This window comes from Streptomyces sp. NPDC048504, from assembly GCF_043200035.1.
Lineage (GTDB): Bacteria > Actinomycetota > Actinomycetes > Streptomycetales > Streptomycetaceae > Streptomyces.
Genome location: NZ_JBICXA010000023.1, coordinates 150,204 through 164,646 on the forward strand (window position 1 = coordinate 150,204; position 14,443 = coordinate 164,646).

At 70.0% G+C, this 14,443-nt stretch carries 12 protein-coding genes; 2 read left to right on the forward strand and 10 right to left on the reverse strand.

All coding sequences use genetic code 11. From position 1 onward, the window contains the following. Window positions 1-60: 60 nt before the first annotated feature. Window positions 61-1,323 carry a histidine--tRNA ligase gene (gene hisS / locus ACGFY9_RS43225; protein WP_393763750.1) on the reverse strand — a complete coding sequence of 421 codons (1,263 nt, stop codon included), beginning with the start codon at window positions 1,321-1,323 and terminating at the stop codon, window positions 61-63. A gap of 10 nt (window positions 1,324-1,333) precedes the next feature. Then, a complete protein-coding gene (locus tag ACGFY9_RS43230) occupies window positions 1,334-2,044 on the reverse strand; it encodes an MBL fold metallo-hydrolase (protein ID WP_393763752.1) in 711 nt (236 codons plus the stop codon). A gap of 179 nt (window positions 2,045-2,223) precedes the next feature. On the opposite strand from ACGFY9_RS43230, the gene ACGFY9_RS43235 reads away from it, so the two are divergent. Next, the gene (locus ACGFY9_RS43235) at window positions 2,224-3,051 is read left to right on the forward strand and encodes a peptidylprolyl isomerase (protein WP_393763754.1); all 828 of its coding nucleotides are present in this window, start codon (window positions 2,224-2,226) and stop codon (window positions 3,049-3,051) included. A 135-nt stretch (window positions 3,052-3,186) separates the two neighbouring features. Beyond that, the gene (locus ACGFY9_RS43240; protein WP_393763755.1) at window positions 3,187-4,416 is read left to right on the forward strand and encodes a DUF349 domain-containing protein; all 1,230 of its coding nucleotides are present in this window, start codon (window positions 3,187-3,189) and stop codon (window positions 4,414-4,416) included. A gap of 65 nt (window positions 4,417-4,481) precedes the next feature. On the opposite strand, the gene ACGFY9_RS43245 is transcribed toward ACGFY9_RS43240, so the two are convergent. From ACGFY9_RS43245 to ruvC, 8 genes are all read right to left on the reverse strand, one after another. Further along, window positions 4,482-7,022: a RelA/SpoT family protein gene (locus tag ACGFY9_RS43245; protein ID WP_393763757.1), complete on the reverse strand. Its 2,541-nt coding sequence runs from the start codon at window positions 7,020-7,022 to the stop codon at window positions 4,482-4,484. A gap of 652 nt (window positions 7,023-7,674) precedes the next feature. Then, window positions 7,675-8,214 (reverse strand): adenine phosphoribosyltransferase, encoded by a 540-nt coding sequence (locus ACGFY9_RS43250; protein WP_393763759.1) that lies wholly within the window; start codon window positions 8,212-8,214, stop codon window positions 7,675-7,677. After that, window positions 8,211-9,335 (reverse strand): protein translocase subunit SecF, encoded by a 1,125-nt coding sequence (secF, locus tag ACGFY9_RS43255; RefSeq protein ID WP_393763761.1) that lies wholly within the window; start codon window positions 9,333-9,335, stop codon window positions 8,211-8,213. The genes ACGFY9_RS43250 and secF overlap by 4 nt, the downstream gene beginning before the upstream one ends. Before the next feature lies 1 nt (window position 9,336). Beyond that, complete coding sequence (gene secD / locus ACGFY9_RS43260) at window positions 9,337-11,115, reverse strand: protein translocase subunit SecD (RefSeq protein WP_393763763.1); 1,779 nt, start codon at window positions 11,113-11,115, stop codon at window positions 9,337-9,339. Between the two features lie 141 nt (window positions 11,116-11,256). Further along, the gene (yajC, locus tag ACGFY9_RS43265) at window positions 11,257-11,763 is read right to left on the reverse strand and encodes a preprotein translocase subunit YajC (protein ID WP_393763765.1); all 507 of its coding nucleotides are present in this window, start codon (window positions 11,761-11,763) and stop codon (window positions 11,257-11,259) included. Window positions 11,764-11,928: 165 nt separating this feature from the next. Further along, the gene (ruvB, locus tag ACGFY9_RS43270) at window positions 11,929-12,999 is read right to left on the reverse strand and encodes a Holliday junction branch migration DNA helicase RuvB (protein ID WP_019059776.1); all 1,071 of its coding nucleotides are present in this window, start codon (window positions 12,997-12,999) and stop codon (window positions 11,929-11,931) included. An 11-nt stretch (window positions 13,000-13,010) separates the two neighbouring features. Further along, on the reverse strand, window positions 13,011-13,619 hold the full coding sequence (gene ruvA, locus ACGFY9_RS43275; protein WP_328684494.1) for a Holliday junction branch migration protein RuvA: 609 nt from the start codon (window positions 13,617-13,619) through the stop codon (window positions 13,011-13,013). Continuing rightward, on the reverse strand, window positions 13,616-14,227 hold the full coding sequence (gene ruvC / locus ACGFY9_RS43280) for a crossover junction endodeoxyribonuclease RuvC (RefSeq protein WP_393763767.1): 612 nt from the start codon (window positions 14,225-14,227) through the stop codon (window positions 13,616-13,618). The genes ruvA and ruvC overlap by 4 nt, the downstream gene beginning before the upstream one ends. Window positions 14,228-14,443 lie beyond the last annotated feature (216 nt).

Sequence of the window (14,443 nt, forward strand, 5' to 3'; positions counted from 1 at the left end):
CTGGGGCGGAGCCCCAGAAGGATGGGACGGGTAGGGGCGGCGGGGGCGGAAACCCAGGCCTCAGCCCAGCTTCGACTCCAGCTCCGCCACGATCTCGTTCACCCCGACCGCCCGCTGCTCCCCGGACTCCATGTCCTTGAGCTGCACAACACCCTCGGCAAGGTCACGCTCGCCGGCGACGATCGTGTAGCGGGCCCCGCTGCGGTTGGCGTTCTTCATGGCGCCCTTGAGACCCTTGGAGCCGTAGGAGAAGTCGGCCGCGATGCCGAGCTTGCGGAGTTCGGTGACCTTGGCGAAGAGGACCCGGCGGGCCTCCTCCCCGAGCGGGACCGCGAACACGCTCGTGGACGCGGGGAGTTGGAGTTCGACGCCCTCCGCCTCCAACGCCAACACCGTGCGGTCGACGCCCAACGCCCAGCCCACGGAGGGCAGTGCGGGGCCGCCGATCATCTCGGACAGGCCGTCATAGCGGCCGCCGCCGCCCACCGCTGACTGGGAGCCCAGACCGTCGTGGACGAACTCGAAGGTCGTACGGGTGTAGTAGTCCAGGCCGCGGACCAGCTTCGGGTCGTCCTCGAAGGTGACGCCCGCAGCCGTGATGAGCTCGCGGACCTCCTCGTGGTACGCCTTGCACGCGTCGCACAGGTAGTCGCGGAGCAACGGCGCGTCCGTCAACTGCTTCTGGACGTCGGGGCGTTTGTCGTCGAGGACCCGCAGCGGGTTGATGTCCCCGCGACGCATGGTCTCCTCGTCGAGGTCCAGGCCCCGGAGGAAGGTCTGCAGCGCCTCCCGGTAGACCGGACGGCATTCCTTGTCGCCCAGGCTGTTGAGGAGGATGCGGAAGTTCCGCAGGCCCAGGGTGCGGTACGCCTGGTCCGCGAGGATGATCAACTCGGCGTCCAGCGCCGGGTCCTCGGCACCGATCGCCTCGGCGCCGACCTGGGAGAAGTGGCGGTAACGGCCCTTCTGGGGGCGCTCGTAGCGGTAGTAGGAGCCCGAGTACCAGAGCTTGACGGGGAGGTTGCCCAGCTTGTGCAGGTTGGCCTCAAGTGCCGCGCGCAGTACGGAAGCCGTGCCCTCGGGGCGCAGGGCGAGCTGGTCGCCGCCCTTGGTCTCGAAGGCGTACATCTCCTTGGTCACGATGTCGGTGGACTCACCGACACCGCGCGCGAAGAGCTCGACGTTCTCGAAGCCGGGCGTCTCGATGTAGCCGTAGCCGGAGTTGCGCAGCGGAGCGGCGATGGCCTCGCGCACGGCGAGGTACTTGGCCGACTCCGGCGGAATCAGGTCGTACGTGCCCTTGGGGGCCTGAAAGGTGCTCACGAAAATCTCGTCACATTCCTCGTCGGGGAGCGTTCGCGTCAGCTCCCTGGCCGGCGGCCACTTCCCGCAAGTACGGGTTGGTGGCGCGCTCCTGGCCGATGGTCGTCTGGGGGCCGTGGCCGGACAGCACCACGGTCGAGTCGTCGAGCGGCAGGCACACACGGGCCAGCGAGTCGAGGATCTCGGCGTGGGAGCCGCCGGGCAGGTCGGTGCGTCCGATGGAGCCGGCGAAGAGCAGATCCCCGGAGAAGAACACGGAGGGGATCTCCGTGGTCTCGGGCATCTGGAAGGTCACCGACCCCTTCGTATGGCCCGGCGCGTGCGCGACCGAGAACTCCAGTCCCGCGAGCGCGAGCCGTGCACCGTCGGTCAGCTCCTTGACGTCGTCCGGCTCCCCCACGGTCAGCTCGCCCATCAGCGGCATCCCGATCGAGCGGCCGAGCGCCTTCTCGGGGTCGCTCATCATGAACCGGTCCTCGGGGTGGATCCAGGCCGGCACGTCGTGCGCGCCGCACACCGGGACGACCGAGGCCACATGGTCGATGTGACCATGGGTGAGGACGACCGCGACGGGCTTGAGCCGATGCTTCCTGAGCGCTTCCTCGACTCCCTGGGCGGCCTGATGGCCCGGGTCGATGATCACGCACTCCTCACCGGCGGCGGGGGCGACGAGATAACAGTTCGTCCCCCAGGCCCCGGCGGGGAACCCGGCAATGAGCACGATCGTCCTTCGTTGTGTCGATACGGGAGGGGATAAGGATCCCTGCCTCAGTGGTCAGAGCCTACCGGCGCTGCCGAATCCTCAGCGAACCCATATACGGTACGGGGCACACGCAGGCGGTCGGCTCACAAGACGCACGCGTCCCAGTCGACGTACGAGACGCATGAGGAGAGAATCCGGTGGTCACCCAGGAACAGCGGAAGCGGCAGCTCGCGCGGGAGAAGTTCTTGCGGCAGCAGCAGCGGCGTACGTCCGCTCGACGCAAGGCGCGCATGCGCAACTCGGTGATCGCGTCGGTGCTCGGCGTGATCGTGATCGGCAGTGTCGCGCTCTACACGACCGGCGTCCTGAAGAACGACGACGACAAGACCAACGCGAGCGCGGACGTGACGCCCACGCCCAGCGCCTCGGCGACGAAGAAGGCGCCGGACCCGTGCGCGAAGCCGGCGGCCGGCAAGATCAAGACGGAGACCTGGAAGAAGGAGCCGGCGGTCACGATCGACAAGTCGGCGAAGTACACGATGAAGCTCGCGACGACCTGCGGTGACATCGACATCGCGCTCAAGACGTCGGCCGCGCCGCACACCGTGAACTCGTTCAGCTTCCTTGCGGGCAAGGGCTTCTTCGACCACACGAAGTGCCACCGGCTCACCACGAGCGGCATCTACGTGCTGCAGTGCGGCGACCCGACGGGCGCGGGCAGCGGCGGCCCCGGTTACACGATCCCGGACGAGAACCTGAAGGACACCAGCCTCAAGGGCGGGACCTACCCGGCGGGCACGGTGGCGATGGCGAACACCGGTCAGAAGCACACCGGCGGCAGCCAGTTCTTCCTCGTCTACAAGGACAGCCAGCTTCCGGCCAGTTACACCCCGTTCGGTACCATCTCGGCCTCCGGGATGAAGGTCCTGAACAAGATCGCGGCCGCTGGTGAGAGCACGGGCGCGGGCGACGGAGCACCGAACGCGACGGTCGTGATCAACAAGGCGACTGTCACTAAATCCTGACCGTCAACAGCGAAATTTCGGTCGCGCGGGATGCGGACAGGCAACCCGCCGGTCGCCTATGTTGGCCGTGACGAAACTGTGGACGATGCCCGGGGGCACAGAGGCCCTGTGCAGGCATCATGTGGAGGAGGCGCTGTGAGCAGCGACCCGTGGGGACGCGTCGACGAGACGGGGACCGTGTACGTGCGTACGGCCGACGGCGAGCAGGTCGTCGGTTCCTGGCAGGCCGGCTCCCCCGAGGAGGCGCTGGCCTACTTCGAGCGCAAGTACGAAGGCCTGGTTGTCGAGATCGGCCTCCTCGAAAAGCGCGTGAAGACCACCGACCTGTCGGCGAAGGACGCGCAGGCCGCCGTCGACCATCTCCGTGAGCAGGTCGACGCCCACCACGCGGTGGGCGACCTGGCGGCGCTCGGGGTCCGGCTGGACAAGCTGGTGGAGACCGTCGAGGCGCGCCGCGAGGAGCGCAAGCAGCAGCGCGCCAAGCAGTCCGACGAGGCCCGGCACTCCAAGGAGGCGCTGGTCGTCGAGGCGGAGGAACTGGCGCAGTCCGACCAGTGGCGGGCGGCCGGTGAGCGGCTGCGCGCGCTGGTGGACACCTGGAAGGGTCTGCCGCGCCTGGACCGCAAGTCGGACGACGAGCTGTGGCACCGCTTCTCGCACGCCCGGTCGGCCTTCTCCAAGCGCCGCAAGGCGCACTTCGCGTCGCTGGACGCGCAGCGCGAGGACGCCCGCAAGACCAAGGAGAAGCTGGTCGCCGAGGCCGAGGGTCTGTCGGCCTCGACGGACTGGGGTCCCACGGCCGCGCGGTACCGCGAGCTGATGGCCGACTGGAAGGCGGCGGGCCGCGCCCAGCGCGAGCACGAGGACGATCTGTGGAACCGCTTCCGCGGCGCCCAGGACGTCTTCTTCGCCGCCCGCAGCTCGGTCTTCGCCGAGCGGGACGCCGAGCAGACGGAGAACCTGAAGCTCAAGGAGGAGCTGGCCGAGGAGGCCGAGAAGCTCCTGCCGGTCACCGATCTGAAGGCGGCCCGCGCGGCCTTCCGCTCGATCAACGAGCGCTGGGAGGCCATCGGCCATGTGCCGCGTGACTCCCGCCCGAAGGTCGAGGGCCGGATGCACACGGTCGAGCGGGCCCTCCAGGAGTCCGAGGAGGCCGAGTGGCGCCGGACGAACCCGGAGGCACGCGCGCGTGCCGAGGGTCTCACCGGCCAGCTCCAGGCCGCCGTGGACAAGCTCACGGGCCAGATCGAGCAGGCCCGCGCCCAGGGCAACAACTCCCGCGCCGACAAGCTGCAGCGCGAGCTGGAGGGCCGCCAGGCCCTGCTGGAGCAGGCGCTGAAGGGCCTCCAGGAGTTCGGCGGCTGACCCGTCCGCACGCATCAAGAAGGGGCTCCCGTACGCACCGTACGGGAGCCCCTTCTCCGTATGCCCTACGTCTTGTTGCGCGCCGACGTCACGCGGTAGACGTCGTAGACCCCCTCGACGCCCCTGACAGCCTTCAGGACGTGTCCCAGGTGCTTGGGGTCGCCCATCTCGAAGGTGAAGCGGGAGGTGGCCACGCGGTCGCGGGAGGTCTGGACGGCCGCGGAGAGGATGTTGACGTGCTGGTCGGACAGGACGCGGGTGACGTCCGAGAGAAGCCGGGAGCGGTCCAGGGCCTCCACCTGGATGGCGACCAGGAACACCGAGGACTGGGTGGGCGCCCACTCGACTTCCAGGATGCGCTCGGGCTCGCGGGACAGTGACTCCACGTTGACGCAGTCGCTGCGGTGAACCGATACACCGCTACCGCGCGTGACGAAACCGATGATGGGGTCGCCGGGGACGGGCGTACAACAGCGGGCCAATTTGACCCACACGTCGTCGACGCCCTTGACGACGACACCCGGGTCGGCGTTCGACCGGCGCTTGCGCCCCCGGCCGTGTGCCGGCGGCACGCTCTCGTCGATCTCCTCGGTGGCCGCCTCCTCGCCGCCGAGCGCCTGCACCAGCTTCTGTACGACGTTCTGCGCGGCGACATGGCCCTCGCCGATCGCCGCGTACAGCGAGGAGATGTCGGGGTAGCGCATCTCGTGCGCGAGGGTGACCAGGGAATCGCCGGTCAGGATGCGCTGGATCGGCAGGTTCTGTTTGCGCATCGCGCGGGCGATGGCGTCCTTGCCCTGCTCGATCGCCTCGTCGCGGCGCTCCTTGGAGAACCAGGCTCTGATCTTGTTGCGGGCGCGCGGCGACTTCACGAAGCCGAGCCAGTCGCGGGACGGGCCCGCGCCGGGTGCCTTGGAGGTGAAGACCTCCACCAAGTCGCCGTTGTCCAGGGTGGATTCGAGCGGTACGAGCCTCCCGTTGACCCGTGCTCCTATGGTCCGGTGGCCGACCTCGGTGTGCACCGCGTACGAGAAGTCCACCGGGGTGGCGCCCGCCGGCAGCGCTATCACGTCGCCCTTGGGCGTGAAGACGAAGACCTCGTTGCGGGACAGGTCGAAGCGCAGGGACTCCAGGAACTCGCCCGGGTCCTCGGTCTCCTTCTGCCAGTCGAGCAACTGGCGCAGCCACGCCATGTCGTTGAGGTGGTCGTCCTTGCCGGTGGTCCGGGGCGTCTCCGCGCGCACCTTGGAGGTGCCGGCGACGGCCTCCTGCTTGTACTTCCAGTGCGCGGCGATGCCGTACTCGGCGCGGCGGTGCATGTCGAACGTGCGGATCTGGAGCTCGACGGGCTTGCCGTTGGGGCCGATCACCGTCGTGTGCAGCGACTGGTACATGTTGAACTTGGGCATCGCGATGTAGTCCTTGAACCGGCCGGGGACCGGGTTCCATCGCGCGTGCACGGTGCCGAGGGCGGCGTAGCAGTCGCGGACGGTGTCCACGAGGACGCGGATGCCCACCAGGTCGTAGATCTCCGCGAAGTCACGGCCGCGGACGATCATCTTCTGGTAGACACTGTAGTAGTGCTTCGGGCGGCCGGTGACGGTCGCCTTGATGCGGGCGGCGCGCAGGTCGGTCTGGACCTCGTCGGTCACTATGGCCAGGTATTCGTCACGCTTCGGTGCCCGCTCGGCCACCAGCCGGACGATCTCGTCGTACATCTTGGGGTAGAGGATCGCGAAGGCGAGGTCCTCCAGTTCCCACTTGATGGTGTTCATGCCCAGGCGGTGGGCGAGCGGCGCGTAGATCTCCAGCGTCTCGCGCGCCTTCTTCTCCTGCTTCTCGCGCTTGAGGTAGCGCATGGTGCGCATGTTGTGCAGGCGGTCGGCGAGCTTGATGACCAGGACGCGCGGGTCCTTGGCCATCGCCACGACCATCTTGCGCACGGTCTCGGCCTGCGCGGCCTCGCCGAACTTGACCTTGTCCAGCTTGGTGACGCCGTCGACGAGGAGGGCCACGGAGTCGCCGAAGTCCCGGCGGAGCTGGTCGAGGCCGTACTCGGTGTCCTCGACGGTGTCGTGCAGCAGACCCGCCATCAACGTGGCCGGATCCATGCCGAGTTCGGCGAGGATCGTCGTCACGGCGAGCGGGTGCGTGATGTATGGGTCGCCGCTCTTGCGCTTCTGGCCGCGGTGCCAGCGCTCGGCGACCTGGTAGGCGTTCTCGACCTGGCGGAGGGTGGCCGTCTCGATCTTCGGGTCGTTGCTGCGCACTATCCGCAGCAGGGGCTCCAGGACCGGGTTGTACGGGTTGGAGCGCTGGACGCCGAGGCGGGCGAGACGGGCGCGGACGCGGTTGGAGGAGCCGCCGCCGGTGCGGGCGGGCTGGCCGGCCGTGGGACGGGGCGCGGGAGCGGCCGCCGGGATCTCGGCCGGGGCGGGCTTGGGGCGCGGAGGCTCGGCCGCCTTGTCGGCGGGCGCCGACCGGTCGTGCTCCGCCGCCGGGCGCGGTTCGCTCGGTGCGGTGCTCGCGCTCGTGGCGGGCTCCGCCGCGGGGCCCGGGGTGGGCTCGGGCTTGGCGGCGGTCAGGGGCTGGGCCTCGTCTGCCAAGAGGACTCCTCGTGCGCGATCCGGGTCCCCCGGTCAGGCTCCGGAGTGCCCATGGTAGCGATCCCGGGCTCCGGGCTCGCCTTCAGGCCGATGTGAGGGCCGTCTACCGATGAAACACGAGGGGCTGCCGCCGGCATTCCGGAGGTGACGTGAGGACGCCTTGAAGGTGTCCGGCGGGGGTGTTCCCGGGCGGGCGACGGGGCCGGAGGCGCCTGGCCGAGCGCAGCACCATCGCGGCTCCTCCGGGCGGACGACGGCGGACCGGAGATACCTGACCGACCGCAGCACCACGTCGGCTCCTCCAGGCGAGCGGCCGGGGAAAGGCCGGAGGCACCCGCCCAACCACCGCGCCATCGCGGCTCCTCCGGGCAGACGACGACGGACCGGAGATACCTGGCCAAACGCAGCGCCATCGCAGCTCGTCCGGGCGGACGGCGGCGGACCGAAGGTACCTGGCCGACCGCGGCGCCACGTCGGCTCCTCCGGGCGAGCGGCCGCGGAGGGGCCGGGGGATCCGGCCGACCACCGCGCCGTCGCGGCTTGTCGCGCCCGTGGGGAGCAGCCCCGCGCACTCAGGGGGCACGGAAACGGCCGCCCCGGTGGACCGGGGCGGCCGTTCTCGAATCGCCGCAGGCAGGACGTGCTGGTGGGTTCAGACCACCAGCAGCGCTTCCAGCGGGGCGCCTTCCAGGGCCGGTTCCAGGCGGGCGCGGCCCGCGAGGAAGCCCAGTTCCATCAGGACCGCGAGGCCGGCGACCTGGGCGCCCGCCCTGCGGATCAGCTGGACGGAGGCCTCGGCGGTGCCGCCCGTGGCCAGGACGTCGTCGACGACCAGGACGCGGTCCGCGGCGCTCAGGTCCTCGGCGTGCACCTCGATCTCGGCGGAGCCGTACTCCAGGTCGTACGCCTGGCTGAGGGTCGCTCCGGGGAGCTTGCCCGCCTTGCGTACGGGGATGAAGCCGACGCCCGCGCGGACGGCCACCGGGGCGCCGAGGATGAAGCCGCGGGCCTCCAGGCCCACGACCTTCGTCGCACCGGTGCGCACGACGATCTCGGCGAGCGCGTCCGTGAGCGCCGTGAACGCGGCCGGGTCCGCCAGGAGCGGGGTGATGTCCTTGAACATCACACCCGGCTCCGGGTAGTCGGCCACATCGCGGATACGGCTGAGCAGCAGTTCCTTGATGTCGGTCATCGCCGCTTCCCCGAGGGACGGCCACGGCCGCGGTTGCGGGACGCCGGCTGGGTGCGCGGGCCCACGACGGCTGCCGCGTCCTCGGGCTCGTCGTCGTAGTCGTCGTCCGAGCGGTTGGTGACCTGCGACTCCGCCGGCTCGCCCTGCGCGGCGGCCTGGGCCCGCTTGGCGAAGACGCGCTTCTTGAGCGCCTTCATCTGCGGCTCGGCCTCCTTGAGGTCGGCGACGAGCGGCGTGGCGATGAAGATCGAGGAGTACGCACCGGCCGCGAGGCCGACGAACAGCGACAGCGAGATGTCGTTGAGCACACCCGCGCCGAGGAAGCCGCCGCCGATGAACAGCAGAGCCGCGACCGGGAGCAGCGCGACGACCGTGGTGTTGATGGAACGCACCAGGGTGCCGTTGATCGACCGGTTGGCGATGTCGCTGTAGGTCCAGCGGGTCTGCTTGGTGATGTCCTTGGTCTGCTCCTTGAGGCTGTCGAAGACGACGACCGTGTCGTAGAGCGAGTAACCGAGGATGGTCAGCAGACCGATCACCGTGCCGGGCGTGACCTCGAAGCCGACGAGGGCGTAGATGCCGATGGTGATGGTGATGTCGTGGATCAGGGCGACGAGCGCGGCCAGGGCCATCCGCCACTCGAAGGCGATCGCCAGATAGATCACGACCAACACCATGAAGATCGCCAGGCCCTCCCAGGCCTTGTTGGCGACCTGGTCACCCCAGCTGGGGCCGACCAGGTCCGCGGCGATGCTCTCGGAGTCGACGTTCAGGTCCTTCGACAGCTGCTTCTTGATGCTGTCGGACTTGTCCGTGTCGATGCCGGCGATCTGGATGCGCAGGCTGCCGTCGCCGAGCTTCTGGACGACCGCGTCGTGGCCCGAGGCGTCCTCCGCGTACTTCTCCGCCTGGCTCACCGAGGCGCTCATGCCCTTCGGCGTGGTGAAGGCGGCGCCGCCCTGGAACTCGATGCCCATGTTCAGGCCGCGCACCGTCAGGCCGAGGATGGCCGTGATGGTGATCAGGATCGAGATGCCGTACCAGATCTTGCGATTGCCGACGAAGTCGTAGCCGACCTCGCCACGGTGCAGTCGGGCGCCGAGGTTGCCGAGCTTCGACATCTCACGCCTCCTTCGGGTCGACAGGGCCCGCGGCGGAACCGGCGGGACGGCGGGTGCGGCGTAGCGGCGGCTTGGCGCCCAGCGCCTTCGGGTCGATGCCGGACCACTTGTGGCCGTCCGCGAAGAACTTCCTGCGGGCGAGGATCGTCATCAGCGGCTTCGTGAAGAGGAAGACGACGACCACGTCGAGCACGGTGGTCAGACCGAGGGTGAACGCGAAGCCCTGGACCTTGCCGACGGTGACGATGAACAGCACCGCGGCGGCGAGGAACGACACGAAGTCGGAGACCAGGATGGTGCGCCGGGCGCGGGGCCAGGCCCGCTCGACGGAGGGACGCAGCGAGCGGCCTTCGCGGATCTCGTCCCGGATGCGTTCGAAGAACACGATGAACGAGTCCGCGGTGATACCGATCGCGACGATCGCACCGCAGACCGCCGGCAGGTTCAGCGCGAAGCCGATGCCGGGGCCGAGCAGCGCCATGATCACGTACGTGAGGATCGCGGAGACCAGCAGCGAGGGGATCGCGATGACCGACAGACCGCGGTAGAAGATCAGCAGGTAGATGACGACCAGCGCGAGGCCGATCGCGCCCGCGATCAGACCGGCGTGCAGCTGCTCACCGCCGAGGGCCGCGGTCACCGTGGTGACGCTGTCCGTCTTGAAGGTCAGCGGCAGGGCGCCGTACGACAGCATGTTGGCGAGGCTCTGGGCCTCCTCCTGGGTGAAGCTGCCGGAGATCTCCGCGCTGCCGCCGGTGATCGACGAGCTGACGGAGGGGCTGGAGACGACCTGGCCGTCGAGGACGATGCCGAACTCGTTCTGCGGGGCCGTGTTCTTCGCCAGTTCACCGGTGACCTTGGCGAACTTGTCGCCACCCTTGCCGGTGAAGTCCATGGTGACCTGCCAGCCGGCGGCGGTCGTCGTGTTCAGGACGGCCGCGGCCTTCTTGACGTCGGTGCCGTCCACGGCGGCGGGGCCGAGCACGTACTTGTACCAGACGCCCGAGACCTGACCGCAGGCCACGGTCGCGTCCTCGGCCTTGGCGTTCTTGCCGGCAGTGTTCTGGACCGACTTCTTGGAGCAGTCGAGCGCGGTGTACTGGGCCTCCAGCTTGGCGGCCGCCGCGCTGGCGGCGGCGCTGCTGCTCGCCGAGGGGGTGGCGCTGGCCGAGGCCGTGGCGCTGGGGCTCGCGGACGAGGTGGAGTCGGCCTTCAGCGCGTCGCTGGCGGCACGGCCCTGAGAGGTGGCGGTGGCCGTCGGGGTCGCGGAGCCGGTCGAGGAGGCGGTCGCCTTGGAGCTGGCCGTGCTCGACGGGCTGCTGGAGGCGCTGCTGGACGCGCTCGGCGACGGGGTCGTCGTCGCGGCGCCCGTGGAGGCCTCCGTGGCCAGGACCGGGCGGAAGTACAGCTTGGCCGTCGTACCGACCTGCTGCCGCGCCTCCTCCGAGTTCGTGCCCTTCGGGATGTTGACGATGATGTTCCTGGAGCCCTGGGTCTGGACCTCGGCCTCCGAGACACCAAGACCATTGACACGGCGGTTCATGATGTCGACCGCGGTGTCCATGTTGGTCTTGTTGATCGACGATGCCTCGCCGGGCTGGGCCACTGCCCGCAGGGTGATGCTCGTGCCGCCGGCCAGGTCGATGCCGAGACGCGGAGTGTTGTGCCCGGATGCGAACATGCCACCGGTGAGCGCCACGATGGCGATCAGGATGAGGGCCAGCGAGCGCCACGGCTTGCTCTGGGCGCTCGCGCTGCGGCCCCTCTTAGGTGCTGCCACCTTCTCGTACTCCCTCTCGGGCCGCTCCGCGCCGGGTCAGCGCGGCTGCGGCCATGACATGGTGTCGGGATCCCGTGCGAGCGACGCACGTACCCGGGTGCGCGGGGCGCGAGCGGGTCGCGCCGCGCTCCCGGGACGTTACTACTTCGCGTCAGTGTCGCCGTCGGACTTCTTCGGCTCTTCTTCCGTCTTCGCCTCGGCGGGCTTCGCCGGCTCCTCGGTGGCGTCGGCCGGCTCGTCGGCCGCGTCCTTCTTGCCGAGGTCGATGGGCTTGTCGTCGGAAGAGTCGGCGGCGGGCTCGTCGGTGTCGGTGAGGGAGGAGGCGTCGTCCGGGACGATGTCGGCGTCGTCCTTCAGGTCGTGCTCGATGCCGTGGACGATGCGGTTGTACTCGTCGTCGGTGAGGACGGCGCCGATCGCGTTCTTCGCGAAGAGAAGTTCGATGCCCGGGCCGGCGTCGAGGAGAACCGTCTCCTCGTTGACTTCCTTGACCGTCGCGTACACGCCCCCGATCGTGCGGACGCCGGTGCCGGGCTGCATGTCATTACGCATCGACGCGGCCGCCTGCTGCTTGCGCTTGGCAGAGCGGGTCATCAGGAACATGGCCCCGATGAGCACGATGAACGGGAGGAGGGTCACGATATTCACGGGACGGAATTTCCTTCGCACGACCGCGGCGGTGAGCGGCCTGGTGGATGGGGGTGGTCGGCGCCGCCCACAAAGGCGGCATCGGCGGAGTCTAAGCGAGTCCACGCTGATGGAACAACGCTCAGCATGGCACCGGGGTTCCTGACCCGGCCAGTGCCCCCGCCGTCACGCCCCGAACAGGTCCCCTTGTCCGTTTCCCCCGGTTGACGAGCGGGGCGGGGTGAGGCCCAGATGCGCCCACGCGGCGGGGGTGGCGACGCGTCCGCGCGGGGTGCGGGCCAGCAGTCCCTCGCGTACGAGGAAGGGCTCGGCCACCTCTTCGACGGTCTCGCGCTCCTCCCCCACGGCGACGGCGAGCGTGGACAGGCCGACCGGTCCGCCGCCGAACAGCTTGAGCAGGGCTTCGAGGACACCGCGGTCGAGCCGGTCGAGGCCGCGGCCGTCGACCTCGTAGACCTTGAGGGCGGCTCCTGCGATGTCCTGGGTGATGAATCCGTCGGCCTTGACCTGCGCGTAGTCCCGGACGCGGCGCAGCAGGCGGTTGGCGATGCGGGGGGTGCCGCGGGAGCGGCCGGCGATCTCGGCGGCGCCGGCGGGGTCGATCTCCACGTCGAGGAGGTTCGCCGAGCGGTGGATGACGCGCTCCAGCTCGGTGGGCTCGTAGAACTCCATGTGCGCGGTGAAGCCGAAGCGGTCGCGCAGCGGGGGCGGCAGCAGTCCCGCGCGCGTGGTGGCGCCGACCAGGGTGAACGGCGGCAGTTCGAGCGGGATCGCGGTGGCGCCGGGGCCCTTGCCGACGATGACGTCGACGCGGAAGTCCTCCATCGCCATGTAGAGCATCTCCTCGGCGGGCCGGGACATGCGGTGGATCTCGTCGAGGAAGAGGACCTCGCCCTCCTGGAGGGAGGAGAGGATCGCGGCGAGGTCGCCGGCGTGCTGGATGGCGGGGCCGCTGGTGATGCGGATCGGGGCCTCCATCTCGGCCGCGATGATCATCGACAGGGTGGTCTTGCCGAGGCCGGGGGCACCGGAGAGCAGCACGTGGTCGGCGGTGGCGCCACGCGCGCGTGCGGCGCGCAGGACGAGGTCGAGCTGTTCGCGGACCTTCTCCTGACCGATGAACTCGCCCAGGTCCTTGGGGCGCAGGGCGGCCTCGACGGCCTGGTCCTCGCGGTCGGCGACCGAGCCCACCAGCCGCTCGGCGGCGGTCTCGTCGGTCGTGTCGTCCCAGTTCACTGACGGTTCTCCTAGCGGGCGCGGTTCAGGGTCTGCAGGGCCGCCTTCAGCAACTGCCCGACCTGCGGCGTGCCCTCGGCGGCCTCGGCCTGCGGTGCTACGGCGGCCACGGCCTCGTCGGCCTCGCGGGTGGCGTACCCGAGGCCGATGAGGGCGGCGTGCAGCTGATCGCGCCAGCCGCTGGTGACCGGGGCGCCGATCGCCGGGGCGGACCCGACCGGTGCGCCGAGCCGGTCCTTGAACTCCAGCAGCAGCTTCTGGGCGCCCTTCTTGCCGATGCCCGGAACGGCCATCAGCGCCTTCTCGTCCCCGGCGGCCACCGCTCGACGCAGCGCGTCCGGGGTGTGCACCGCGAGCATCGCCTGCGCGAGCCGGGGTCCGACACCGGTCGCGGTCTGGAGCAGCTCGAAGATCTGGCGTTCGTCGTCGTCCACGAAGCCGTACAGGGTGAGCGAGTCCTCGCGGACCACGAGGGAGGTGGCGAGCTTGGCGGGCTTGCCGAGGCGGAGCGTGGACAGCGTGTTCGGCGTGCACTGGATGGCCATGCCGACACCGCCGACCTCCACCACCGCGGCGTCGGGGGCGAGAGCGGCGACCGTGCCACTGACGAAGGCGATCATGCGGTACGGCCTTTCGATGCGTGCGGGGTCTTCGGTGCTTGCTGGGCTTGCGGGGTTTTCAGCGTGCCGGCCGCGTGTTGTGCGACCGCCTGTTGCAACCGGTTCTGGGCGACGGCCTGTTGGAGGCGGTTGGTCGCGGGGCCGCGCCAGATGTGGCAGATGGCGAGAGCGAGGGCGTCGGCCGCGTCGGCGGGCTTGGGGGGCGCGTCGAGCCGTAGCAGCCGGGTCACCATCGCGCCGACCTGGGCCTTGTCGGCGCGGCCACTTCCGGTGACGGCGGCCTTGACCTCGCTGGGGGTGTGCAGGGCCACCGGGATGCCGCGGCGGGCGGCGCACAGCATCGCCACGGCGCTGGCCTGGGCGGTGCCCATCACCGTGCGCACGTTGTGCTGGCTGAACACCCGCTCCACGGCGACGAATTCGGGCCGGTGTTCGTCCAGCCAGGCCTCGATGCCCTGCTCGATGGCGAGGAGGCGCAGGCCCAACTCGGCGTCCGCCGCGGTCCGTACGACACCGACGCCGACCATGGTGAGCGGCCGGCCCGCGACGCCTTCGACGACACCGACACCGCATCGGGTCAGCCCGGGATCGACACCCAGTACCCGCATTCCAACCCCCCCCTTTTTTGCGGCTAAACCGCCGCCGCTCTCGCGGACCTGGCTGAGCACCGTCGGGGTTCCTCAATTGATGATTGCGGTCCGCGGTCGGTGATCTTTGACTTCCGCCAGGCTATCCGCTGCCACCGACAACGGCGGCGGGGGGGGGGGGGGGGGGGGGGCGGGCCCGCCCGCAAAACCACCACGCCACCCGCCCGGGCGGGCCGG